22 protein-coding genes and 1 pseudogene are annotated in these 24,065 nt (G+C 61.4%); 9 read left to right on the top strand and 14 right to left on the bottom strand.

Going from position 1 to position 24,065, the window contains the following annotated elements; all coding sequences use genetic code 11:
- Positions 1 to 76: 76 nt before the first annotated feature.
- A complete protein-coding gene (locus AC1D2N_RS19930) occupies positions 77 to 559 on the top strand; it encodes a DUF992 domain-containing protein (protein WP_018243583.1) in 483 nt (160 codons plus the stop codon).
- An 88-nt stretch (positions 560 to 647) separates the two neighbouring features.
- On the opposite strand, the gene AC1D2N_RS19925 is transcribed toward AC1D2N_RS19930, so the two are convergent.
- The 6 genes from AC1D2N_RS19925 to AC1D2N_RS19900 form a co-directional block, all read right to left on the bottom strand.
- Positions 648 to 2,042 (bottom strand): NAD(P)(+) transhydrogenase (Re/Si-specific) subunit beta, encoded by a 1,395-nt coding sequence (locus tag AC1D2N_RS19925; protein ID WP_018243584.1) that lies wholly within the window; start codon positions 2,040 to 2,042, stop codon positions 648 to 650.
- A gap of 6 nt (positions 2,043 to 2,048) precedes the next feature.
- Positions 2,049 to 2,447 carry a proton-translocating transhydrogenase family protein gene (locus AC1D2N_RS19920; protein WP_003542949.1) on the bottom strand — a complete coding sequence of 133 codons (399 nt, stop codon included), beginning with the start codon at positions 2,445 to 2,447 and terminating at the stop codon, positions 2,049 to 2,051.
- Complete coding sequence (locus AC1D2N_RS19915; protein ID WP_130759022.1) at positions 2,447 to 3,595, bottom strand: Re/Si-specific NAD(P)(+) transhydrogenase subunit alpha; 1,149 nt, start codon at positions 3,593 to 3,595, stop codon at positions 2,447 to 2,449. Before AC1D2N_RS19915 ends, AC1D2N_RS19920 begins: the two co-directional genes overlap by 1 nt.
- A gap of 152 nt (positions 3,596 to 3,747) precedes the next feature.
- Positions 3,748 to 3,972, bottom strand: a complete 225-nt coding sequence (locus AC1D2N_RS19910; protein WP_018243586.1) for an aa3-type cytochrome c oxidase subunit IV — start codon at positions 3,970 to 3,972, stop codon at positions 3,748 to 3,750.
- 244 nt (positions 3,973 to 4,216) lie between these two features.
- Positions 4,217 to 4,969: an N-acyl amino acid synthase FeeM domain-containing protein gene (locus AC1D2N_RS19905; protein ID WP_003542957.1), complete on the bottom strand. Its 753-nt coding sequence runs from the start codon at positions 4,967 to 4,969 to the stop codon at positions 4,217 to 4,219.
- Positions 4,970 to 5,111: 142 nt separating this feature from the next.
- Complete coding sequence (locus AC1D2N_RS19900; RefSeq protein WP_026230607.1) at positions 5,112 to 7,415, bottom strand: putative bifunctional diguanylate cyclase/phosphodiesterase; 2,304 nt, start codon at positions 7,413 to 7,415, stop codon at positions 5,112 to 5,114.
- Positions 7,416 to 7,743: 328 nt separating this feature from the next.
- Here AC1D2N_RS19900 and AC1D2N_RS19895 point away from each other — a divergent pair, with 328 nt between their 5' ends.
- Both AC1D2N_RS19895 and AC1D2N_RS19890 read left to right on the top strand, forming a co-directional pair.
- Positions 7,744 to 8,283 (top strand): TRAP transporter small permease subunit, encoded by a 540-nt coding sequence (locus AC1D2N_RS19895; RefSeq protein ID WP_018446042.1) that lies wholly within the window; start codon positions 7,744 to 7,746, stop codon positions 8,281 to 8,283.
- Positions 8,284 to 8,304: 21 nt separating this feature from the next.
- Positions 8,305 to 9,798: a TRAP transporter large permease gene (locus tag AC1D2N_RS19890; protein ID WP_477981822.1), complete on the top strand. Its 1,494-nt coding sequence runs from the start codon at positions 8,305 to 8,307 to the stop codon at positions 9,796 to 9,798.
- An 84-nt stretch (positions 9,799 to 9,882) separates the two neighbouring features.
- Here AC1D2N_RS19890 and AC1D2N_RS19885 read toward each other — a convergent pair whose 3' ends face one another.
- Entirely contained in the window at positions 9,883 to 10,989 is a 1,107-nt protein-coding gene (locus AC1D2N_RS19885; RefSeq protein ID WP_018243590.1) for a TRAP transporter substrate-binding protein, read from the bottom strand.
- A 293-nt stretch (positions 10,990 to 11,282) separates the two neighbouring features.
- Between AC1D2N_RS19885 and AC1D2N_RS19880 the strand changes: the two genes are divergently transcribed.
- On the top strand, positions 11,283 to 12,062 hold the full coding sequence (locus tag AC1D2N_RS19880; RefSeq protein WP_018243591.1) for a gamma-glutamyl-gamma-aminobutyrate hydrolase family protein: 780 nt from the start codon (positions 11,283 to 11,285) through the stop codon (positions 12,060 to 12,062).
- 69 nt (positions 12,063 to 12,131) lie between these two features.
- Here AC1D2N_RS19880 and AC1D2N_RS19875 read toward each other — a convergent pair whose 3' ends face one another.
- The 3 genes from AC1D2N_RS19875 to AC1D2N_RS19865 form a co-directional block, all read right to left on the bottom strand.
- A complete protein-coding gene (locus AC1D2N_RS19875; RefSeq protein ID WP_028733959.1) occupies positions 12,132 to 13,088 on the bottom strand; it encodes a 2-hydroxyacid dehydrogenase in 957 nt (318 codons plus the stop codon).
- A gap of 29 nt (positions 13,089 to 13,117) precedes the next feature.
- Positions 13,118 to 14,140: a LacI family DNA-binding transcriptional regulator gene (locus AC1D2N_RS19870; protein ID WP_003542973.1), complete on the bottom strand. Its 1,023-nt coding sequence runs from the start codon at positions 14,138 to 14,140 to the stop codon at positions 13,118 to 13,120.
- A gap of 117 nt (positions 14,141 to 14,257) precedes the next feature.
- Positions 14,258 to 14,770: a MarR family winged helix-turn-helix transcriptional regulator gene (locus tag AC1D2N_RS19865; protein ID WP_028733958.1), complete on the bottom strand. Its 513-nt coding sequence runs from the start codon at positions 14,768 to 14,770 to the stop codon at positions 14,258 to 14,260.
- Between the two features lie 85 nt (positions 14,771 to 14,855).
- On the opposite strand from AC1D2N_RS19865, the gene AC1D2N_RS19860 reads away from it, so the two are divergent.
- The 5 genes and pseudogenes from AC1D2N_RS19860 to cysE all read left to right on the top strand — a co-directional run bounded on the left by AC1D2N_RS19860 (position 14,856) and on the right by cysE (position 19,318).
- Positions 14,856 to 15,644 carry a creatininase family protein gene (locus AC1D2N_RS19860; protein WP_028733957.1) on the top strand — a complete coding sequence of 263 codons (789 nt, stop codon included), beginning with the start codon at positions 14,856 to 14,858 and terminating at the stop codon, positions 15,642 to 15,644.
- A gap of 148 nt (positions 15,645 to 15,792) precedes the next feature.
- Entirely contained in the window at positions 15,793 to 16,905 is a 1,113-nt protein-coding gene (locus tag AC1D2N_RS19855; protein WP_446970990.1) for a CobW family GTP-binding protein, read from the top strand.
- Complete coding sequence (locus tag AC1D2N_RS19850) at positions 16,905 to 17,894, top strand: WD40 repeat domain-containing protein (protein ID WP_130759025.1); 990 nt, start codon at positions 16,905 to 16,907, stop codon at positions 17,892 to 17,894. Before AC1D2N_RS19855 ends, AC1D2N_RS19850 begins: the two co-directional genes overlap by 1 nt.
- A 15-nt stretch (positions 17,895 to 17,909) precedes the next feature.
- Positions 17,910 to 18,406: pseudogene (locus tag AC1D2N_RS19845) on the top strand (N-acetyltransferase family protein).
- Between the two features lie 96 nt (positions 18,407 to 18,502).
- Positions 18,503 to 19,318: a serine O-acetyltransferase gene (cysE, locus tag AC1D2N_RS19840; RefSeq protein WP_130759026.1), complete on the top strand. Its 816-nt coding sequence runs from the start codon at positions 18,503 to 18,505 to the stop codon at positions 19,316 to 19,318.
- Between the two features lie 96 nt (positions 19,319 to 19,414).
- Here the strand turns inward: cysE and AC1D2N_RS19835 are convergent, their stop codons facing one another.
- The 4 genes from AC1D2N_RS19835 to odc2 all read right to left on the bottom strand — a co-directional run bounded on the left by AC1D2N_RS19835 (position 19,415) and on the right by odc2 (position 23,811).
- On the bottom strand, positions 19,415 to 20,572 hold the full coding sequence (locus AC1D2N_RS19835; protein WP_130759027.1) for a GGDEF domain-containing protein: 1,158 nt from the start codon (positions 20,570 to 20,572) through the stop codon (positions 19,415 to 19,417).
- A 163-nt stretch (positions 20,573 to 20,735) separates the two neighbouring features.
- A complete protein-coding gene (locus AC1D2N_RS19830; RefSeq protein ID WP_165403386.1) occupies positions 20,736 to 21,764 on the bottom strand; it encodes a serine hydrolase domain-containing protein in 1,029 nt (342 codons plus the stop codon).
- A 228-nt stretch (positions 21,765 to 21,992) separates the two neighbouring features.
- Entirely contained in the window at positions 21,993 to 22,583 is a 591-nt protein-coding gene (locus AC1D2N_RS19825; RefSeq protein ID WP_130759029.1) for a GNAT family N-acetyltransferase, read from the bottom strand.
- Between the two features lie 94 nt (positions 22,584 to 22,677).
- On the bottom strand, positions 22,678 to 23,811 hold the full coding sequence (gene odc2 / locus AC1D2N_RS19820; protein WP_018517632.1) for an ornithine/lysine decarboxylase: 1,134 nt from the start codon (positions 23,809 to 23,811) through the stop codon (positions 22,678 to 22,680).
- Positions 23,812 to 24,065: the final 254 nt, after the last annotated feature.

Raw genomic sequence — 24,065 nt, 5'->3', positions numbered from 1 at the left:
ACTAAGTTTGAATCCGCGCCCGGAACATTCGCTACCTCCACCCGTTTCGGACAGGTCGTTCCAAAGGAGAAAGACCATGTTCAAGCAAACGATGATCGCAGCCGCGGCACTGACGGCCGCTGCCTGGGGGAGCCCGGCGGGCGCAGAAAACTATGTCACGCTTGGCCGTCTTGTCTGCGGATCGGATGGCGGCCAGGGTCTGATCGTCACCTCGCAGAAGAACCTCATCTGCACCTATACGCCGGCGGCCGGCGGCGCCAAGGCGGTCTATGCCGGCAAAATCGAGAAATTCGGCCTCGATATCGGTCAGACCGGCAAGAGCGTCATGATCTGGCAGGTGCTGGCAAAGACCGGGACGGATATTCCGCAATTCGCCCTTGCCGGCGAATATTACGGGATCGGTGCCGATGCGAGCATCGGTGCAGGGGCCGGCGCCAAGGTCATCGCCGGCGGCAACAACAAGGCCTTCATGCTGCAGCCGTTGAACGTCCAGGCTCAGGAAGGCCTGAACCTGGCGATCGGCGTCGAAAAGATGACACTCGTGCCGGGAGAGACCTGACGAAAGCGGCCGGCCCGGCCAAGGCAGACTGCCGTGGCCTGCCGCATGAATCAAACAGCCGCCCGAAGGGCGGCTGTATCTGCGTCGATCAGTGCGCGATCGCCTTGTTGATATCCTCGGTCATCTTCTTCGCGTCACCGAGCAGCATCATCGTACCGTCCTTGTAGAACAGCGTATTGTCGATGCCGGCATAACCCGAGCCGAGCGAGCGCTTGACGAAGAGGCAGGTCTTTGCCCGGTCGACGTCGAGGATCGGCATGCCGTAGATCGGCGAGGTCTTGTCGTCGCGCGCCGCCGGATTGGTGACGTCGTTGGCACCGATGACATAGGCGACGTCGGCCTGGGCGAATTCCGAGTTGATGTCCTCGAGCTCGAAAACCTCGTCATAGGGAACATTCGCTTCGGCGAGCAACACGTTCATGTGGCCGGGCATACGGCCCGCCACGGGGTGGATCGCATATTTCACCTCGACGCCGTTCTTCTTGAGATTGTCGGCGAGCTCGCGCAGCGCATGCTGGGCCTGGGCGACCGCCATGCCATATCCCGGCACGATGATGACCTTCGATGCGTTTGCCATCAGATAAGCCGCATCCTCGGCCGAGCCGAGCTTGACCGTCCTGTCTGATGTGTCAGGTCCGCCAGACGCCGTCTCGCCGCCGAAACCGCCGAGGATGACGGAGACGAAGGAACGGTTCATACCCTTGCACATGATGTAGGAGAGGATCGCGCCGGAAGAACCGACGAGCGCGCCCGTGATGATCAGCGCCAGATTGCCGAGCGTGAAGCCGATGCCGGCCGCGGCCCAGCCCGAATAGGAATTCAGCATCGAGACGACGACCGGCATATCGGCCCCGCCGATCGGCACGATCAGCAGAACGCCGAGCGCCAGCGACAGCGCCACGACGGCCCAGAAGTCGAAATGGCTTTCAGTGACGGCAAGCCCGATGATGAAGAGCACGATCAGCACCAGCAGGCTGGCATTGATCACATGCCGATAGGGCAGCAGGATCGGCTTGCCGGACATGCGTCCGTCAAGCTTCAGGAAGGCGATGATCGAGCCGGTGAAGGTCAGCGCTCCGATTGCCACGCCGAGCGCCATCTCGATGCGCGCCTCGGTGTGGATGTGGCCGATCTCGCCGATGCCGAAGGAAGCAGGCGTGTAGAGCGCGGAGGCCGCGACCAGCACGGCGGCAAGGCCGACCAGCGAATGGAAACCCGCGACGAGCTGCGGCATCGAGGTCATGGGGATGGTGCGGGCGACATAGGCGCCGACGCTGCCGCCGATGGCAAGGCCAAGGATGATCAGCACGAAGCCGCCGAAATTCGGGGTCGCCAGCACCAGCGTCGTCAGGATCGCGATCCCCATGCCGATCATGCCGTAGAGATTGCCCTTGCGGCTGGTGGCCGGATGCGACAGGCCGCGCAGCGCCAGGATGAAGAGCACGCCGGAGACGAGGTAGAGGAAGGCTGCGATATTGGTCATCAGTCCTCACCGGTCCTTCTTGCGGTACATCGAAAGCATCCGCTGCGTGACGAGGAAGCCGCCGAAGATGTTCACCGAGACGAGCACGAGAGCCACGAAGCCGAAACCGGTCGCAAGCCCGCTGGTCGAGATGCCGACCGCCAGGAGCGCGCCGACGACGATGACGGAGGAGATCGCATTGGTGACGGCCATCAGCGGCGTATGCAGCGCCGGCGTCACCGACCACACGACGTAATAGCCGACGAAGATCGACAATACGAAGATGGCGAGCTGGAAGACGAAGGGATCGATCGCCCCGCCGGTCGCAGCACTTGCCGCTTCCGGTGCCTGGGCCGCCGCCGTGATGACGGCGGTCACCGCCTGGTCGAGCTGCTCCAGCGCTCTGTCCATTGCTTCACTGGCCATCAGATGTCTCCCTTCTTCGCGCCGCCGAAGGCGGGATGAACCACGTCGCCGGCATAGGTCAGCATCGTCGCCTTGACCAGCTCGTCGTCGAGATTGACGACGACGCTCCGGGTTTCCTTGTTGACCATCGTCTCGAGGAAGGTGACGAGGTTCTTGGCGTAGAGCGCCGAGGCGCTGGCCGCAACCCGGCCCGGCATGTTGGCGAAACCGATCACCCTGACGCCTTCGATATCGGCGATCTCGCCGGGGACGACACCCTCGATATTGCCGCCGCGCTCGACCGCAAGGTCGACGGCGACCGCACCTGATTTCATCGAGGCGAGCATAGTGTGCGAAACGAGCCGCGGCGCCGCACGACCGGGGATCAGCGCGGTGGTGATGACGATATCCTGCTTGGCGATGTGTTCGGCAACCAGAGCCGCCTGCTTCGCCTGATAGTCGGCGGACATTTCCTTGGCATAGCCGCCGGCCGTTTCCGCCGCCTTGAACTCCTCGTCCTCGACGGCGATGAACTTGGCGCCGAGCGAGGCGACCTGCTCCTTGGCGGCGGGCCGAACGTCAGTGGCCGAGACCGCCGCGCCGAGGCGGCGCGCGGTCGCGATCGCCTGAAGACCCGCGACGCCGGCGCCCATGACGAAGACCTTGGCGGCCGGCACGGTGCCGGCCGCCGTCATCATCATCGGCATGGCGCGGTCATAAACCGCCGCCGCCTCGATGACAGCCTGGTAACCGGCGAGATTGGCCTGGGACGAAAGCACATCCATAGACTGGGCGCGGGTAATGCGCGGCATCAGTTCCATCGCGAAAGCCGAAAGCCCCGCGCTTGCCAAAGCCGCGATCGCTTCGTCATTGCCGTAGGGATCCATGATGGCGATGATGACCGCGCCGCTTTTATAGCCGGAGATTTCCGATCCGCTGGGCCGGCGCACCTTCAAGACCACGTCGGCGGAGGCTGCATCCGCAAAAATGCCGATCCTGGCACCCGCGGCCTCGAATTCTCCGTCCGGAATGCGTGAAGCTGCACCAGCACCGGCTTCGACGATGACGTCGAAGCCGAAACTCTTCATCTTCTTCACGGTCTCGGGGGAGGCGGCGACACGTGTCTCCTCGCCCGTGATTTCCCTTGCAACGAAAACGATATTGCCCAACTGCCCCCTCCTCCGGGTCAGCCAGACCGCCGCAGGCTCCCCTGCGCGGGCCAAGCATCTAATTCACAAAGCTTCAGAGAAGCTCTCCTCCCCTCAGAGCGCCGTGCGTTTCGGACGCACAAAGGACGCTCTGACCCTCTGAATCCACGCGGTCAGCGGAACAGGAAGATGCCGGCGGCGAGAAGAATGATGAAGACGAAGAGGCCGCCGAGAAGGCCGGCGCCGCCGAAGAAACCGGCGGTCATCGCAAGCAGGAGGACGATGAGAAGCATCGAGCCGTATTTCGCGCCGGCGATGAACATGTCGTAGGTCTTTTCATGTTCTTTGTAATCCATCGGCGCGCCGGTCTCGACCGGTCCGGTATGATGTTCGGCCATAAATATCGTCTCCCTGAAATGCCTCTGCGCTGCCTAATTTCCCTCTAGGCGAGGGAAATCCCTACGTGCAGGGATTACACAATGACAGGCGAAAGCGCAATGCATGAGAATGCCGCAGGCGCGTGTGGCAACCGCCATTTCAGAGGCCCGGAATATGACCTGAGGACGGCCGATATCGCCTGCGTCCGTCGTCCACCTCATTTGCGCCGGCGAAGATCTTCTCGCCGTCGGGGACGAGGGCAAATTACAGCGGCAGGTCGGTGCCGAGTTCGCCTTGCGGCACGAAACGCGCCGTCGGAATGATGGTGAGCGGCGGCAAGGTGTCGTTGGGATTACGCGAAAACATCATGCGCTGCTCGCTGGCGCTGGAGATGAAGAAGGGATAGCGCGTCAGCAGCTTTCGTCCGACCTCGATCACATTCGTCGCCATCAGCGTCATGTCGATCCCGTAATTTTTCGCCAGCCGGCCGGGCACGACCGTATCGGCATAAAAGACCCGCTTGTAGAAGGCCGCATGCGGCGGCCGAACGAACTGAAGAACGCGGTCGGCACGGAAATACGCCGCCGCCACGATGGTGGGCCTCAGCGTCAGATAGGGAACCCACGGCAGATCGGCGGTGAGCTCGGGGTCGGCTGCGAAACGCGCCGGATCGATCAAGGTCAGCCCCGCATCCAGAAGTTCATCCATCGCCTCGGGAAAGGCGCCACCGGACTGACTGAGACGATGTTCCGGTGTCACATAATGAACCCGGATCGTACTGACCAGTTCCCCATAATAATACAGACCGAAGATATAGGCGTGGCTGTCGAAATCGCTGTCGTCCAGCAGCCCTTTCGGGGCGAGCGCCAGCACGTCATGGGCCTTATAGGCCTTGTAGCGCAACCGTTCTACCTGCTCCATGTCTTCGCTGCTTTCGACGCGGCGATACTCGACATGATCCAAAACTTCCAAAATTTTTGTGCTGAAATCACTACGCTTGAACAGTGTCTCTGACATTTCTCGATCCGCTCGTTAACGGATCATTAATCATACGCCAGCAACATTTAGGCAAGGAAATCCGATAATTTCGGCCGTTTTTAAATCGTTAAGGTTAACGCGGAACGCGCTCTTCAGGGGGAAAACTGTCCGTTGAGACCGCTCAGGCGACCTTGCTGCGGCGGCGTTGTACGACGCGGCGGCCGATGCCGTGTTGCAACAGCGGGATATTCTGGGAAGGCACCGGCGGCGAGAAAACGTAGCCCTGAACAAGATCGGCGCTGCGGTGCTTGTTGAGCAGTGCGAGCTGTTCCTCGGTTTCGACGCCTTCGATGACGATCTTCAGGCCCAGTTCGCGGGCGAGATGGACCGTGCCGCGCAGCAGCTTCAGGCGGCGGTTATCCTCGACGATGTTGCGCACGAAGGAGCGATCGATCTTGACGATATCGAGCGGCAGCGTGTCGAGATAGCTGAGGCTGGAGAAGCCGGTACCGAAATCGTCGATAGCGATGGTGATGCCGCGGGCCCTGAGCTCCGCCAGGATGGCGCGCACGGCCGCCGGCTCGTCGATCAGGCAGCTTTCGGTGACTTCGAGATGCAGCCGCGCTGCGTCGAGGCCGGAATGGGCAAGTGCTTCGGCGACCACCGAAAGAATATCGGCATCGCGCAGATCCCGCGCCGAGAGATTGACCGAGACGGCGATATGTTCCGGCCAGTTCATGCATTCGCTGCACGCCTTGAACAGGACGAAGCGGGTGATGTCGGAGATGATGCCCATATCCTCGGCGAGCCGGATGAAGACGTCGGGCGGAATCGAGCCCTTCTCCGGATGAACCCAGCGCGCCAGCGCCTCGGCGCATTCGATCCGCGAGCCGTCGGACCGGAACATCGGCTGGAAGGCGAGATGCAGCGCCTGCGCCGAGACCGCATCGCGCAGATCCGCCTTCAGCTTCTGCTGCTCGATATAGCGGCCATCCATCTCCCGCTCGAAGCCTGATATGCCGCCCTTAAAGCGCGACTTGCTTTCAAACAGCGCCAGATCCGCCTTGACGCTCCATTCATCCATCGCAAACGCGGCACTTTCGAGAATCGCGTAGCCGGCGCTGAGCGAAACCAGGAAGGTCAGCTCGTCGACCGCGTAATTGCCCTGGATTGCGGCGTGCACGCGGCGGATCTCGACGTCGAGCGAAGCCGGTTCCTTGGCATGCGGGAAGAACAGGATGAACTGGTCTCCCATCAACCGGCCGAGGATGGCGTTCCCGGAGGCCTGCTTGATGCGGGCGGCGATGGCGCAGAGCAGGTGGTCGCCCGTAACGTGGCCGCGCATGTCGTTGACATGTTTGAATTCGTCGATATCGAGGACCATGAAGCCGAGCGGCCCGGACTTCCTTTGATGTTTGGCGAGATACTCCTGCACCAGCTGGCCGAAATATTCGCGGTTCGGCAGGCCCGTCAGCGCATCAAAGCGAACCATGTGCATGATCTTCTGCTCGGCCTTCACCCGGCTGGACACGTCCTCGAAGATCAGCACGGCGCCGCCGTCGGCCCTTCGGCTCGCGGAGAATTCGAGCGACAGGCCCTCGGGGAAATGAATGAGCGTCCGCGATAGGTTACCTTCGGCCACCTGGGTGAGCTGGCGCAGAATGAGCTCCGGCTGCGAGGCGTCCATGAAGCTGTAGCGCGCACCGTAGCGCAGCACGGCGCCAAGTTCGCGATCCTTCAACCGCTCCGGCGCACCGATCTTCAGAAGCTCGCAGGCCTTCCGATTGACGACCTGAATACGGTTTTCGGCATCGACCATGACCAGGCCATGCGGCATGTTGTTGAGCGCCGTGTCGAAGCGGTCGGCGATGATGGTGATTTCCCGGCGCGCGATGACATTCTCATAGAGGAACTCGCGCACGCCGTTCGCCATGGCCCGCGTCGTCAGCCAGAACGGAATGAGGAAGATCGACAGCAGGCCACGATAGAAATCCAGCGCCAACAGGCTGCAGACGATCATCGGCAGACAGCAGGAGAAGGTCTGGAGGTCGACCGCCAGGCGCGAACCGTAATTGCGGCCGACAACGGAAACCATGGTCGCCATGGTGACGGCAATGCAGGCAAGTTCCGCAAAGGAATCGTGGACCACGAAGATGGCGTATCCGCTGGCGATGCCAAGCAGCGCGGTGGTGCAGGCCGCACCGGCAACCAGGATCCTTTCCCAACGCTCGATCCCGACGTGCGACAGGCTCTCCTTGTCGACGCGATCGAACTGCCGGAAGACGACCATGCGAACGCAGAAGACCAGGAGGAAGGCGACCGACAGCAGGATGTAGACGAAGGACTGCGTCTTGGCAGCAACGGCAAGGCAGGTCGCAACATGCACGATCACGCCAGCAAGCAGCGTCATGCGGTTCCCGGAAAGGGAACTCACAAACGACAGATACACATCTAAAGGGACCCTGTTCGGGTTATCTGGCTTCATCCACACTTTCCCTGTGCGCGGGAATTCTAAGCCCAACCCTTTAAAAATTGATTTCAATGGAATCAAACATTTGGTCAAATTTTCTAAAACCATAGGATGAACCGCACAGCTTACGCGCGTTAATACAGCCTACTGGCGAGATTATTGAAATAATTTATCCACGCCTGGGTTGTCGAAATATTTGATGGCCATACCGCGGGGCCGGTGCATCTAAGACTATACTCCAACGCGAGGCATTTATCCTTCCAATTTCAAAGGCCGTGGTCTACATCGATTGCAAGAGGGAAAAGCTGCCGGAAAACCGGCAGGACAAGAACAGGGGAGGCGAATGTCGGTACTTCTGGCAGCAAGCCGGCTGATCGATTCGATCAGTCAGTTCATAGGCAAAATTTCCGAATATATGGTGCTGTTCTGCTGTCTGATCAGCGCCGGAAACGCCATCGTCCGCTATGCCTTCAACTACAGTTCGAACGGCTGGCTCGAGATCCAGTGGTATCTCTTCGCCTTCGTCGTCATGCTCGGCGCCTCGCATGCGTTGCGCAACAACGAGCATGTCCGCGTCGACCTGATCTATGGTTCGGTTTCCGACAGGGCGAAGATCTGGATCGACATCGTCGGCCTCATCCTCTTCCTCCTTCCCGCATGCGTCTTCCTCACCTGGATCTGCTGGCCGTTCTTCGCACTGTCCTACCAGCAGGGAGAAATATCGGGCAACGCCGGCGGGCTCATCCGATGGCCCGTCAAGCTGATCCTCGTCGCCGGCTTCGCGCTGCTTTCCCTTCAGGGGGTTTCCGAACTGATCAAGCGGATCGCAGCCGTTACCGGCCATATCAGCATCGATACAAAATACGAAAAACCGCTGCAGTAGCGCGGGCTGGGAGAAACGGACTTGTTTGATTTCGGCATCATCCCGCCGGCCATGTTCCTGGGCATGGTCATCTTCATGCTCTACGGCTTTCCGGTCGCCTTTTCGCTCGCCGCCGTCGGCCTGTTTTTCGGCATCGTCGGCATCGTCACCGGCCATTTCGGCGAAGTCTTCCTGCAGGCTCTGCCGCTGCGCTTCTTCGGCATCCTTTCCAACGACCTCTTGYTCGCCATCCCCTTCTTCACCTTCATGGGCGCGATACTGGAGCGCTGCGGGCTTGCCGAGGATCTGCTCGAAGGCACCGGCAAACTCTTCGGCGGCATTCCCGGCGGCCTCGCCTATGCCGTTATCCTCGTCGGCGCCGTGCTGGGCGCGATCACCGGAACGGTTGCCGCCTCCGTCATCACCATGGGGGTGATCTCGCTGCCGATCATGCTGCGCTATGGCTACAATCCGCGCCTTGCCACCGGCGTCATCGCCGCCTCGGGCACGATCACCCAGGTGATCCCGCCCTCGCTGGTGCTCGTCGTTCTTGCCGATCAGCTCGGCAGGTCGGTCGGTGACATGTATCTCGGCGCGATCGGCCCCTCGATCCTGCAGGTGACGATCTTCGTGCTCTTCATCCTGGTGTTGTCGATCATCAGGCCGAAATCGATGCCGCCGCTGCCGAAGGAGGTGCGCGGCGACTTCAACTGGGCGCTGCTCGTGAAAGTGCTGATGGGCATGGTGCCCTCGATCGTCCTGATTTTCCTGGTGCTCGGCACGATCTTCATGGGCCTTGCGACGCCGACAGAGGCAGGCGCGCTCGGTGTCGTCGGCGCCATGCTGCTTGCCGCCATGAACCGGCGCCTCACCTGGCCGCTGATCCGCGAGGCAATGGCATCGACCACGCACATCACCTCCATGGTGGTGATGATCCTGATCGGCTCCACCTGTTTCAGCCTGGTTTTCCAGGGCATGGACGGCTCGCGCTGGATCGAGCACATGCTGTCGGGCATTCCCGGCGGCCCGGTCGGCTTCCTGATCTTCGTCAACATCTTCATCTTCGTGCTCGCCTTCTTCCTCGATTTCTTCGAGATCGCCTTCATCGTCATCCCGATGCTCGCACCGGTCGCCTCCAGTCTCGGCATCGACCTGATCTGGTTCGGCGTCCTGATCTGCGTCAACATGCAGACGAGCTTCATGCACCCGCCCTTCGGCTTCGCGCTCTTCTACCTGCGCTCCATCGCCAGCAAGGACGTCAAGACCTCGGATATTTACATGGGTGCTCTCCCCTGGGTCGGCATGCAGCTGATCCTGGTGGCGATCGTGATCTTCTGGCCGCAATCGGTAACCTATTGGCTGGATCACGGTCCGAAGGTCGACCCGAACTCGATCAAGATCGAAGTCCCGGGCTTCGGCGGCCAGCTCGGCCTGCCGCCGATGGGCGGCGGCGGCAATGGCTCACCGCAGATCCCCGGCCTGACCCTGCCGCCACTGAACGGCCTGCCGGGAGCACCGCCGCCACCGGCAAAATAGTCCAGCAAAAACAAAACCCCGGACGGAAATCCGGGGTTCTGGCATCGCATTCGTCTGAAGCGCCGAGCCTGCCGGCGGAAAGCCTTAAAGCTTCCCGGCCCGCTGCTGGATCATCATGAACGTGTCAAAGGTGTATTCCGACAGCTGCATCCAGAGATAGGCATCCCGCTTGAAGGCGGTCTGGTCGTCGTAGATCTTCTTGAAATACTGGTTCGTGCCCGAGATTTCGCTGTAGATGCCCGTCGCCGCCTGGAAGCAGGCTTCCATGATCTCTTGACTGAACGGGCGCAGCGTCGCGCCTTCCGCCACCAGCTGCTTCAGCGCGGTCGGGTTCTTCGTGTCGTACTTCGCCAGCATGTTGGTGTTGGCGAAAGCGCAGGCGTCGGTCAGCGCTGCCTGATAATGCTTGGGCAGGCTGCTCCATTTTTCGAGATTGAAGAACCCATGCACCGTCGGGCCACCTTCCCACCAGCCGGGATAATAGTAGTACTTCGCCACCTTGTGGAAGCCGAGCTTCAGGTCGTCGTAAGGGCCGACGAATTCCGCCGCATCGATCGTGCCTTTTTCCAGCGCCGGATAGATGTCGCCGCCGGCGATCTGCTGCGGGATGACGCCGACCTTCTCCATGACGCGGCCGGCGAGACCGGCAATACGCATCTTGACACCCTTGAGGTCATCGAGCGTGTTGATTTCCTTGCGGAACCAGCCGCCCATCTGCGCACCGGTATTGCCTGCCGGCAGCGCATACATGCCCTGTGTGGCATAAAATTCGTTCATCAGCTTATTGCCGTTGCCTTCATAGTACCAGGCATTGGTCAGGCGGCTGTTCAGCCCGAACGGAATGGCCGTTCCGATGGCATAGGTCGGGTCCTTGCCGACAAAATAATAGGAAGTGGTGTGGGCTGCCTCAACCGTACCGGCGGCAACGGCATCGACGGCCTGCAGGCCGGGCACGATTTCACCGGCCGCGAAGGGCTGGATCGTGAAATTGCCGTCCGTCGCGGCGGCAACATGCTTGGCGATATCCTCGGCTCCGCCATAGATCGTATCCAAGCTCTTCGGAAACGACGACGTCATGCGCCACGCGATCTTCGGATTCTCCTGCGCGATCGCAGGCGCTGCCAATGCCGTTGCGGCAACCGCACCGGCGCTGGCGGTTCCCGCCTTCTTGAAAAACGAACGACGATCCATCAAAAACCTCCCATATAGATGACACTGCGCGGCCAATCTCACCCCTACCCGCAGCAAGGGCAAAGCTAAGCATGGCGCAAGCCGCGATTCAAGCTTTAGTCTATTAGCCTTTGGCATCAAGACGGCAATAAGGCAACGCGCACGTATCCATCAGAATCAGCGGCTTAGCGGTAAACCGGAAAGGCAGAGCGCCGCTTCCGTCGCAATTTGGCCGCCTGATACAGCCAAGCGTTGACTTGACGGCCGTTCAGGCGGAAGAAACGACGAGAATAAAGATTTTGACCGGGGCTGATATGACGAAACCGATCGTTGCCATTCCTGCCGATATCCGCAGCTTCGACGGCGCGACCTGGCATGCCGTGCAGCATCAATATCTGCGCGCCGCATTGAACGCATCCGGTGTCATGGCTTTCATCATCCCCGCTTTCGAGGAGGGCTACGATACCGACGCGATCCTCGACCGCGTCGACGGCCTGCTGGTCTCGGGTTCGGCCAGCAATGTTCATCCCTCCCTCTACGGTGCCGAGGCGAATGACAAGGACGGCCCCTTCGACCCCGCCCGCGACGCCACCAGCCTGCCGCTCATCCGCCGCGCCATCGACCGCGCCATCCCGCTGCTCGCCATCTGCCGCGGCATCCAGGAGCTGAATGTCGCCCTCGGCGGCTCGCTGGCAAGCGAGATCCAGGAGCAGCCTGGAATCTGGGACCATCGCCGGCCGGAAGGCGTCGACCGGGACGGCATGTACGCCATTCGCCAGACCGTCCACGTCAAGGAAGGTTCCTGCATCGCAGGCATTCTCGGTCCGGGCGAGATCCGCGTGAATTCCCTGCATCGCCAGGCAATCGCCAGAACCGCCCCACGCCTGCAGGTGGAAGCGATCGCCGAGGACGGCACGGTGGAGGCCGTTTCCGTTATCGACGCCAAGGCTTTCGCCGTCGGCGTGCAATGGCATCCGGAATATTGGGCTGAAACCGACAAGTCCTCGAACCAGCTGTTCGCCGCTTTCGGCGACGCCGTCCGCGCCTATGCCGCTGCCAAGCTGCCGGTCATCTCCGCGCAGGCGATCGCCTGATTCCAGGCGCCCGCGAAGCGTTATGTCTGTTGCTTGGCAGCAAGCATCGTCCGCCGAACCAACCCGCGCCTAAGCCTTCTGCGGCGTCTCCGGCACCGGCGTCAAAGCCGCACCCTTCTCGAACCAGGCGATGAGATTGTCGGCGACGAGATCGGCCATCGCATTGCGCGTCGGCACGGATGCGGAGGCGACGTGCGGCAGCAGCACGGCATTGGTCGGTTCAAGCAGGTCGGCCGGTACGGTCGGCTCTTCATAGAAGACGTCGAGGCCGGCAGCCCCGAGCGCGCCGGAGGCAAGGGCGGCACTCAGCGCCGCCTCGTCCACCGTCCAGCCACGGCCGACATTGACGAGAATGCCGTTAGGGCCGAGTGCTGCCAGAATATCCGCATCGATCGTCTTGTGAGTCTGCGGTGTCTTCGGAACGATGGCGATCAGCGTATCCACCGCTTCGGCCAGCCCCTTTAACGTCGGGTGATAATCGTAGGACACGTCGGCATGGCGCGAACGTGTGTGATAACTGATCTTCACCTTGAACGGCTCCAGCCGCTTGGCGATTTCGAGCCCGATGCGGCCAAGGCCATAAAGCCCGACATGGCGGCCCTTGAGCGAGAAGCGCGACAGCGGATAGGCCGTGCCCGGCTTCCAGTTGCCCGCACGCAGCCAGGCTTCGGCCCGCGGCAGTTCGCGAACCGTGTTCAGCAGTAGGCCGATCGCCGTATCGGCGACCTCGTCGTTCAGCACATCAGGCGTATTGGTGACGATGATGCCCTTCTCGGCAGCATGTTTCACGTCGACGCCGTCATAACCGACACCGAAATTGGCGATCACTTCAGCATGCGGCAGCTGCTCCATCCAGGCGCCCGGGAAGGAGCCGGAAACGGCGACGCCGCGGATGCGGCCGGCGGTCTCGCCGTCCAGCGCAAGCTTCTCCTCGCGTGCGACGGCAATAATCTCAAAACGATCCTTCAGCCTTTCAAGAACACGCTCGTGTATCTTCCCAGGAACGAGAATGGCGATGCGGGACATGGCTTTTCCTCTTGGATGGCGGTCGTGGTTCAGGCGCGGGGCCGATGGGGACTGGTAGACTGGCGAATGCGCATTTCCGGCTTGATCAGATGCATGCCATCAGGCTCATGGCTGCCGGCAAGGCGATCGAGCAGCGCCCGGGCTGCCAGGCGCCCGACCTCGGCCTGACCGTTCCAGACGGTCGTCAGCGCCGGGGTGGCGATCGAGGCCTCCTCGAGATCGTCATAACCGGTGACGGAAATATCACGTCCCGGCACTAGCCCGGCGCGTGCAATGCCGTTCATCAGGCCGATCGCCACGAGATCGTTCCAGCAGACGGCTGCGGTCGGCTTCTGCGGCAGCGAAAGGAAATGCACTGCAGCCTCGAAACCGCCCTGCTTCGAGCGCGGACCGGGAATGCGCAAGTTCGGATCGACCTCGATGCCGGCCTTGCGCAGCGAGTTGACATAACCCTGGTAGCGATCGCGGCCGGTGGATGTCTGGTCCGTGCCGCCGATCATTGCGATCGAGCGATGACCCAGGCCGATCAGGTGGTTGGTGGCAAGCGAGATGCCATAGCTGTCGTCGCCGCGATAGGTCGGCAGGTCCTGCCCTTCCATCGAGCGAGCGACGAGGATCGCCGGCATGCCGTTGTCTTCCGCCAGTTGCACGTCCTCAGGCGGCGTACCGATCGCCGGCGACATGATGACGCCGTCGCCGCCGAGCTGCAGGAGCGTCTCGATGAAGGTGCGCTGCTTCTCGACATTGTCGTAATGGTTGGAAAGGATGAAGGTGTGGCGGCTGCGGTCGAGCTCGCTTTCGATCGCCTTCAGGATCTCCCCATAGAAGGGGTTCATGATGTCGTGCACGACGACGCCGATGATGCCGGAGCGCGAGGTGCGAAGACTGGCGGCACGGCGATTGTAGATATAGCCGAGCGCGCGCGCCTGCTCCTTGATCTTCTCCCGGGTATTGCCGGCGACGAGCGGACTGTCGCGTAAGGCTAGCGATACGGTCGCCGTTGAAATGCCGAGCGTTTCGGCAATAGTCGAAAGCTTGATCTTCTGGACCACGTGTCCTCCTCCAGGCAGCACGTAAGCAGCAAGACCCCGCCGTCAAACCGGCGCGGCCCTTAAAATGTTTAATTAAAAGATTTAATCGGTGGAAGCAATTCGTCTTACGGGGAAATTTCAGTCTTCGTCCGGTTCTTCGATAAGAATGGCTTCGGCTTGCAGATTGGCATCGATCGCCTTCAGCAATCGGACAAGATTGCGAATTTCCTTCTCGGAGAACTCCTGCGTCGCCAGCATGTCGCAGGCCGAAGCCGCCATCTCGATCCCCTGTACGCTGCCACGGCCGAGGTCGGTGAGGTAGACCTTGGTCAGGCGTGCATCCTCGGCATCGGGCTTGCGCTCGAGAAAGCCCTGCGCCTCCATGCGGCCGATCGTGCGCGTCATCGTCGGCGCCTTGACGCCGAGCTTCTGGGCAAGGCCGCCGGCCGTCATACCATCGCTCTCGGCAAGCAACAGAATGACACCATCCTGGCCGGCATAAAGGCCGCTTTCCAACAGGTTGCGCGACAGCACCGTCCGCATGGAACGCGCCGCCTGGGTCAGAGCCGGGGAGAGATCGACGAGCGTATACTCGGTCTGGTCCTTCTTCTTGGACTTGTTCTTTTTGCCGTCCTTGCGCTTCTTTCCCATAGCCATCCCTTTGATCTTTAAGCCCCGACGCCGCTGCGATATGACATTGCGCAGGATCTCGTCATAAACAAGAGGTAACGACCGGATGATGACACCTTCGCCGCGCTTCGAGGACGGCAACCCGGCCTTTGCCCCTGATGGGCGCAACCTGATCGCCGTGCTGCCGCTCGGCGCCCATGAACAGCACGGCCCTCACCTGCCCTTCGAAACCGACACGCTGATTGCCGAAGGAATTGCCGGGCGATTGAAGATAGCCCTGCCCGCCGGCCTGCCGGTCACCTTCCTGCCCGCCGAAGCCATCGGCTATTCCATAGAGCATATGGACGTTGAAGGAACGAAGACGCTTGCCTTCGACGAAGCGGTAAACCGCTGGCTCGGCATCGCCGAAGGCCTGGCGAAGCAGGGCATCCGTAAATTCGTGATGCTGAATGCCCATGGCGGCAATTCGCCCGTCATATCAGTCGTCGCCACCGAGGCGCGGGTCCGCTTTGCCATGCTGGCGGTGGCAACGAGCTGGACCCGCTTCGGCGTGCCGGATGGCGTGATCACGTCGGAGGAAAAGGCGATCGGCATTCATGGCGGCGATATCGAGACCTCGGTGATGCTGGCGATTCATCCCGACAAGGTTGATATGGCGAAGGCGGCGGACTTTCCCTCGCGACAGACGGAATTCGCCGGGCGCTTCAAGCATCTGCGCGCCTACGGGCCGCACGCCTTCGGCTGGAAGATGTCGGATCTCAACACGGAAGGCGTGGCAGGCAACGCCGCGGCTGCGACGGCGCAAAAGGGTGAGGCGCTGATCGCGCATGCGGTCAAAGGATTGGTGGAACTGCTCAGTGATGTCGATGCATTCGACATCACTGAGCTCCGGTAAATATGGCTCGTCTGCGCCGCGCAAACGATGTGATCTTATAACATTATAAAACCCTTTGAACTGCCACGCTCAAGCCATTATATGAGACCAACCGTTCAAGCAGCCGATCCCAAGCCGCTCGGCCGCCCGCCTAATCCTAGAGGTTCTCATGACCGACGCGATCTCCACCCTGAAGCCTATTCCCGTTACCGTGCTCACCGGTTATCTCGGCGCCGGCAAGACGACGTTGCTCAACCGCATTCTCTCCGAAAATCACGGCAAGAAATATGCGGTCATTGTCAACGAATTCGGCGAGATCGGCATCGACAACGACCTGATCGTCGAGTCGGACGAGGAAATCTATGAGATGAACAATGGCTGCGTCTGCTGCACGGTGCGCGGCGACCTGATCCGCGTCGTCGAAGGCCTGATGCGCCGTCCTGGCCGCTTCGATGGCATCATCGTCGAAACGACGGGCCTTGCCGATCCGGTGCCGGTCGCCCAGACCTTCTTCATGGATGACGATGTACGCGCCAAGACCGAGCTCGATGCCGTCGTCGCCCTCGTCGATGCCAAGCACCTGCCGCTGCGCCTGAAGGACAGCCGCGAGGCCGAAGACCAGATCGCCTTCGCCGACGTCGTCATCATCAACAAGAGTGACCTGGTGACCCCGGAAGAACTTGATGTGATCGAGGATATCGTCCGCGCCATCAACCCGGCTGCCCGCGTCTACAAGACCAGCCGCTCCGGCGTCGATCTCGCCCGCGTGCTCGATCAGGGCGCCTTCAACCTGGAACGCGCGCTCGAAAACGATCCGCATTTCCTCGAGCAGGGCCATGACGACCATGTCTGCGGCCCCGATTGCGATCATGACCACCAGCATCATGACCATGATCATCACGGTCATCAGCATGATGACCACGGTCACGACCATCATCACCATGGCGCCCATCAACATGGCGCGATGTCAGCGATTCACGATGTGACGGTGCAGTCGGTGTCGCTGCGCGGCGGCGAGATGAACCCGGAGCGCTTCTTCCCCTGGATCCAGAAGATCACCCAGACGCAGGGGCCGAATATTCTGCGTCTCAAGGGCATCATCGCCTTCAAGGACGATCCCGAGCGTTACGTCGTTCAGGGCGTGCACATGATCATCGAGGGTGATCACCAGCGTCCGTGGAAGGAAGGCGAAAAGCACGAGAGCCGTCTCGTCTTCATCGGCCGCGAACTCGACCGCGAGAAGCTCGAAGCCTCCTTCAAGGCCTGCGGGGCAGCCGCCTGATGCCGACAGTTGCACCGCTTGATCTCGACGGCCACGTTCTGGCCGTCGAATTTTTAGGTGATGTTCCCTTCTTCGCAAGCGCAAACGGTACATTCCACCGGCTGGATGGCGGCGACAGGGTTTCCGAAGCCCATCAGGGCATGCTCACCGCCATTCGTGATCCCTACAGCGAGAGCCTGATCTCGGGTGGCGAGGACGGTAAGGTGCTGCGCATTGCCGCCGACGGCAGCGTCAGCGAAATCGCGACCGCGCCCCGCAAGTGGATTTCGCAGGTCGCAGCCGGCCCGCAGGGTGCCGTTGCCTATTCCTACGGCAAGAGTTCGCTCGTACGCCTTGCCGACGGCACGACCAAGGAATTCCCCGAGGAGCGCACGGTCGAGGGCCTTGCCTTTGCGCCGAAAGGTCTGCGCATCGCGGCAGCGCGCTACAACGGCGTGTCGCTGCACTGGATCGGCATGAACGCCAAGCCGGTCGATCTGGAATGGAAGGGTGCGCATACCGGCGTCACCTTCTCGCCTGATGGCAATTTCCTCGTCACCTCGATGCAGGAAAACGCACTGCACGGCTGGAAGCTTGACATCAAGCCCGGCACCGAAGCCCGCCACATGCGCATGACCGGCTACCCCTCCAAGGTGAAATCGCTCTCCTGGTCGGTCAAGGGCAAGTGGCTCGCGTCTTCAGGCGCGCCTGCGGCAATCGTCTGGCCCTTCCAGGGCAAGGACGGGCCGATGGGCAAGGCGCCGCTGGAGCTCGGCACTCGCGCCAATATCATGGCGACCGCGGTGAAGTTCCATCCGCTCGAGGATATCCTCGCCATCGGCTTCGTTGACGGCATGATCTTGGCGGTGCGCATCGCCGACAGCAAGGAAGCGCTGCTGCGCCGACCTGGCAAGGGCGCAATCACGGCGATGAGCTGGAGCAAAAACGGCAAGCTGCTCGCCTTCGGCTCCGAAGCCGGCGACTGCGGCGTCATCGATATTTCGGCCTGAGCCCCGCTGCCGGTAATGGACGACGCCCTGACGGAACCCGAAATCGTGGCGCTGACGGCCGACCACATGCAAGCCGCAGCTGAAATCAGACGTGTCGCCCTATGGCAGCGGCTGCCCTGGCTGCCGGATGTGCATACACCCGAGGAAGAGGAGCAGTACTGGCGCATGCATCTGCTGCCGAATTGCTCGATCCTCGGCGCTGCCATGGGCAACCGGCTCGTCGGTGTCATCGCTTATGGCGACAACTGGATAGAGCAGCTTTACGTTCTTCCCGACTTTCAGGGCATGGGCATTGGCTCCTTGCTTCTTGGCGCGCCAAGGAAGAGATGGACGAGATCAGGCTCTGGACGTTCCAGCGCAATGCGGGCGCTCGTGCGTTCTACCAACAGCACGGCTTTACCGCCGAAGAGGAGACCGATGGCGCCGACAACGAAGAACGGGAGCCGGATGTGCTCTATCACTGGCGCCGGCTTCCGGAGCGGACACCTGACCTGCAACCGTCGGACGGCTAGACTATAATCGGGGCTTGCCAAATGCCTGGCCCGGGCGAAACATAAACCACGCGCGGGAAACGCTTTGCGCTGCCGTGGCTGACGGAGGAAACGGGAATGTCGAAATCGACCGGCCTCGGTTTGACCGAACAACCGCAGACTTTGGGCGACGCATCCGTCTGGACCGTGATCCGCGCCGAGGCCGTTGAGCTTGCCGCACGCGAGCCGATATTGCAGCAGTTGCTTGCCGCTCAGGTAACGGACACCGCTGGCAACGATGAGATCATCGCCCGCGTGCTGGCCGCGCGGCTCGCCGTGGCGCAGGTGGAAACCGGTGATCTGTTCGATCTCATCCTGTCCACACTTGATGGCGATATCATGCGGAAGGTCGAGGTCGATCTCATCGCCGTGCGCGAACGCGATCCGGCCTGCACGACATTTCTGCACGCGCTTCTCAATCTCAAGGGCTTTCATGCGCTGCAGACGCATCGTATCGCCCATGCGCTCTGGGTCTCCGGCCGTCCGGAGATCGCCAGTTGGCTCGCCAATCTCGTTTCGCTGGTCTTCGGCCCGGATATCCATCCGGCGGCACGGATCGGCGCGTCCATCATGCTCGACCACGGTTCGGGCATCGTCATCGGCGAAACGGCTGTCATCGAGGATGAAGTGTCCATCCTGCAGAACGTCACGCTCGGCGGCACCGGCAAGGAGACCGGCGACCGCCACCCGAAGATCCGCCACGGCGTGATGATCGGCGCGGGCGCGAAGATCCTCGGCAATATCGAAATCGGCGCCTTCAGCAAAGTCGCCGCCGGCAGTGTCGTGCTGAAGCCGGTCCCCGAGCATTGCACCGTCGCCGGCGTGCCGGCAACGCTCGTGCGCGTCCACCGCGCGGACGAGATCCCGGCCGAAACGATGGACCAGAATATCTAGAGCAATTCCAGCAAAAGTGCGCAGCGGTTTTGCATCCGGAATTGCGCAAAGGCAAAAAGATAGGGCCGCTCCGAGATAGGAACATTCGCCCCGTTCCTACGCGGCCTGCTGATTTTCCCCGAAGACTTCGACCCGGTTGCGGCCTTCGCGCTTCGAACGATAGAGCGCCTCATCGGCCTTCTGCACCAGCCGTTCAAAATCTCCGCCGCTTTCCGCACGTGCGGCAACGCCGATGCTCAGCGTCGGAAAGATCGCCAGATCCGGTCGCTGCAGGACGGCGGCGGCGAAAGCGAGACGGATGCGTTCGGCAATAACCACCGCATCCTGCCGGGAAACATTTTTCAGCACCGCCAGGAATTCATCCCCACCTTGACGGGCAAGCAGGTCGTCGGAGCGCATGATGCCCCTCGAAACACCGGCGAAAAGCCGCAGAATATCGTCGCCGGCGGCATGGCCATGCCTGTCGTTCAGTTGCTTGAAATGGTCGATATCGATGATCAGCAACGATACCGGCTGGGAACCGAGAGCCGGCAGATGTTGGGCAAGGCCACCGCGATTGAGGGCGCCGGTCAGCGGATCGTGGTGAGCGAGTTCCGTCAGCTGATTTCGGCTGCGCTCGGCAGCCATCAGCACCATCGCCATGCTGCGAAGCATGATGAACGCGACCGCCGATACCGCCATCCAGCTGTGAATTGCACTACCGCCGAAAGGATCCGGCCCACCGATCTCACCGGCCGCCGCGAGAATGCTGCGAATCGCAAAGATCGCCGCCGTGCAAATATAGAGGCCGACAAGCAGGGCTGCCGAATACAGCTTCTCGCGCCGGACAATGCTGATTGCCTCTCTTGCGACGGCAAGATCGCAGAGGCAGCAGATGACGGAGACGTAGAGGAGCCTCGCCGAGACTGCCGATGGATCGCTGACGATGAGGACGACAGGAACGCTGACGAGCAAGATGGCAAGCCAGAAAGTGCGTTGGTCGAGCGCCCGCCCCGAAAACACCCGCACGGCAAAGAACATCAGCATGTAGCCGGCGATGGTGACGATATTGCCGCCGTCGATCGAGACGGAGTAGGGAACGAGATTGCGCAACGCGACGAGGAAGGACCCGACGCCGACAAGAAGGTTGCTCAAACCCCACCAAAGCGGCCACCTCTCGAAGCGGCCGGTCGCGTAGGCAGCAAGCTGGAGGATGCCCAGCACGAAACAACTCACGGCAACAATGAAATAGATTGTCCTGAGATCCAGCAGCATGGCGCTTTCCCGAAATTCTTGCGGAATTTACAGGAAGCGTTTTGCGGTTTGATTGGGCGCTTCGCTAAGAATTTAACGATCGCGAGGTTTTCCTGCGGCATAATGCAGCAATTCAAGCGTTACAGCGTCCTTTGTGCGTCTGCAGAGACGCGCGGCACCGTCGTCAGGCAGCCCGCACCGCGCCGATAATGTCCGCCAACAGATCGTGCAGCAAGTCCCTGTAGCCGTTTCGGGCAGATGGACCGCTCTCTTCCGAGGTCATGACGACGGTGAGATCGAGCGACGGCACGATATAGAGCATCTGCCCGCCATAACCCCAGGCGAAATGCACCTGCTCGCCGCCGATCTGCCGCGTGAACCAGCCATAGCCATATTCATCGCCCGAGAAGCGCGAGTTTGTGCGCTGCTGCCACGATTGCGAGATCCAGTCGGCAGGGACGATCTGGCGGCCGTCGGCGGTCTTGCCGCCGTTGCGGTAAAGTTCGCCGAAGGCAAGCAGCGACCGGGCGCTCATCGCCATCTGGTTGCCGCCGAGATAGATGCCCTGCGGATCGCGTTCCCATGCGCGAATGCGGAAGCCTTCGACAGGACCCAGCCATTCGTGCGCCAGCGCCAGCGTCGACTGCCCCCCGACCTTGGTGAGAATGGCCGACAGCAGATGGGTGGATGCGGTGGAATAGAGCATCTCGCCACCGGGTTGATCGATGAAAGGCTGCGAGAGCGCAAAGCGCACCCAGTTGCGCGAAGAGACCCAGCGGCCATAGTTCGGCCCCGACATGCGATCGAGCCCAGCCTGCATGGAGAGGAGATTGCCGATGGTGATGTCGTTGATGCGCGGGTCTGGCGTTACCGGGAGATCGGCCTTCAGGATCGGCGCGATCTTCTGATCCGGCCCCTTCAGCAGGCCTTTATCGATGGCGATACCGACCAACGCCGAGATGATCGATTTCGAAGCGGATTTGATATTGGTCGATTCCGAGGGCGAATGACCATGGAACCCGCGTTCGCCGAGCACGCGTCCGTCGCGAGCGACGATCACCGTCTTGAGAGGCCTCATCGCGGGGTCGCTCGCCGCGTGGTCGAGACGCGGACCAAGCCCGCTGACGCCGGAAGCAGTGCTCTGGGCAGCCGCCGGCCTCGTTGCGGCAAGCGGCAGGCAGAAAAGAAGCAGAAGGGAGAGAAGGCGGATCATGCGGCGCAAGATAGGATATCGCAGCGATTTGTTCGCGTGCCGGCGCCACTTTTCACGCGATTGTGTTTTCGCGTGCGACGCTTACCCAGCTGACCACAGCCGCGCACCCGTCAAAAGACAATCCGCGCCGCACCCACGACAGGCCCGCCTGCCTCCATGGTCAAGCGGCGCGGACATTGCCGGCCAGGAGGGAAAGATTCCCAACCCCGACCGGCCGATCGGCACAGCTCAAGCTGCGCGGCGAACCGGCGCGCTGGCTAGCATGCGTCCCGAAGGGACGATCATGCCGACCGCGCCGTCAAGCCAGCCTTCCGTGAGTTCGAGCGCAAGAAAGCGCGAACGTTCGAACGGACCCGGCATGACAAGATGGCGAGCCCTCTCGGCAAAGAAGCCGAAACGCTCGTAATAGGCAGCATCGCCGACGAGCAGGACGGCGCCATGCCCGCGCTTCTTCGCTTCGAGGATCGCTGCGCGCATCAGCGCCGAGCCGATGCCCTTGCCGCCGTGATGGGGCGCAACGGCGAGCGGTCCAAGCAGCAGCGCATTGATCGGCGTGCCTTCGTCATTGACGCCGGCCTCGATGTTCCAGAGGCGCACCGAGCCAATGACATGGCCGTCGCGATCGCGCGCCACCAGCGCAAGGCCCTCGGCCGGAACGCGGTTGCGGCGGATCTTCTCCGACGACTTTTTGCGGCGATCCGGGCCCATGACGCGGTCGAGCAAGTTTTCACGAGCAACGACATCCGAGGGATTTTCGGCGTCGATGGCGAAAGTGGTAGGCGCAAAGAATGCGCGGACAGAATCAAGAACAGCGGCCATCTTGGCCTCCCGTACCCAATACCGTTATCAGCGGCGATGAAAGAAAATTGTGAAGTTGCCGCCCCGATTGGTTACGGGGCCGACGGAAACGACCTTAGATGATGTAGGCCTTCAGCGGGTCGAAACCGTTGAAAGCGACCGCCGAATAGGTCGTCGTATAGGCGCCGGTGCCTTCGATCAGGACCTCGTCGCCGATCGAAAGGGAGATCGGCAGCGGATAGAGGTTCTTCTCGTAGAGCACGTCGGCCGAATCGCAGGTCGGGCCGGCGATGACGCAGGGCTCCATCTCGTCGCCGTCGTGATCCGTGCGGATCGGATAGCGGATGGCTTCGTCCATCGTCTCGGCGAGACCGCCGAATTTGCCGATGTCGAGGAATACCCAACGGGCATCGTCATTGTCCGACTTCTTCGAAATCAGCACGACTTCCGCCTTGATCACACCGGCATTGCCGACCATGCCGCGGCCCGGCTCGATGATCGTCTGCGGGATCTGGTTGCCGAAATGCGTGCGCAGCGCCTGGTAGATCGACTTGCCGTAAGCTTCTGCGGACGGAACGTCACGCAGGTACTTGGTCGGGAAGCCGCCGCCCATGTTGACCATCTGCAGGTGGATGCCCTGCTTGGCAAGCGATACAAAGACGCGCTTGGCATCGGCGAGTGCCGAATCCCAGGCATCGACCTTGGTCATCTGCGAACCGACATGGAACGAGACGCCATAGGACTGCAGGCCAAGCTGATGGGCGTAGACGAGAACGTCGACAGCCATCTGCGGGACGCAGCCGAACTTGCGCGACAGCGGCCATTCAGCGCCTTCACCATCCGTGAGCACGCGGCAGAAGACACGGGCGCCGGGAGCGGCGCGCGAGATCTTCTCGACTTCCTCGTGGCTGTCGACCGCAAAGAGGCTGACGCCGAGCGCATGCGCGCGGGCAACGTCACGTTCCTTCTTGATCGTGTTGCCGTAGGAGATACGGGCGGCGGTCGCACCGGCTTCAAGCGCCATTTCGATTTCGGCAACGGATGCGCAATCGAAATTGGAGCCGAGGCCTGCGAGCAGCTTCAGCACTTCCGGAGCCGGGTTGGCCTTGACGGCGTAATAGATGGCGCTGTCCGGCATAGCGTGACGGAAGGCGTGGAAATTGTCGCGAACGACGTCGAGGTCAACCACGAGGCAGGGACCATCGGGACGTCGGGTTGCGAGAAAGTCGCGGATGCGCTGGGTGGTCATATCGATTCCCTCTTCCAATTCCAGAGCTCCGGCATGAACCGGAGGACAAAGGGCATACGATAGCTCGCATTGGAACCAGCCGGTGGAGACCCCGGAACCATAGCAAGCGCTCGATGCGCGGATGGTGAACCAACGCCGCGGTGCGGTGTAAGTTCGGCTTTGTCTGCCATGGATTGGAGGGAGAGTCCCAACCGCACTTCCGGCAATGATGGTGTGCCTCTTCAGTAACCCCCGCTGATGGAAAGCAGGGAGAG

The sequence above is a fragment of the Rhizobium sp. P1_B8 genome, from assembly GCF_056406515.1.
The sequence above is the reverse complement of the archived record's forward strand: the minus strand, read 5'-3'. Positions and strand labels throughout refer to the sequence as shown.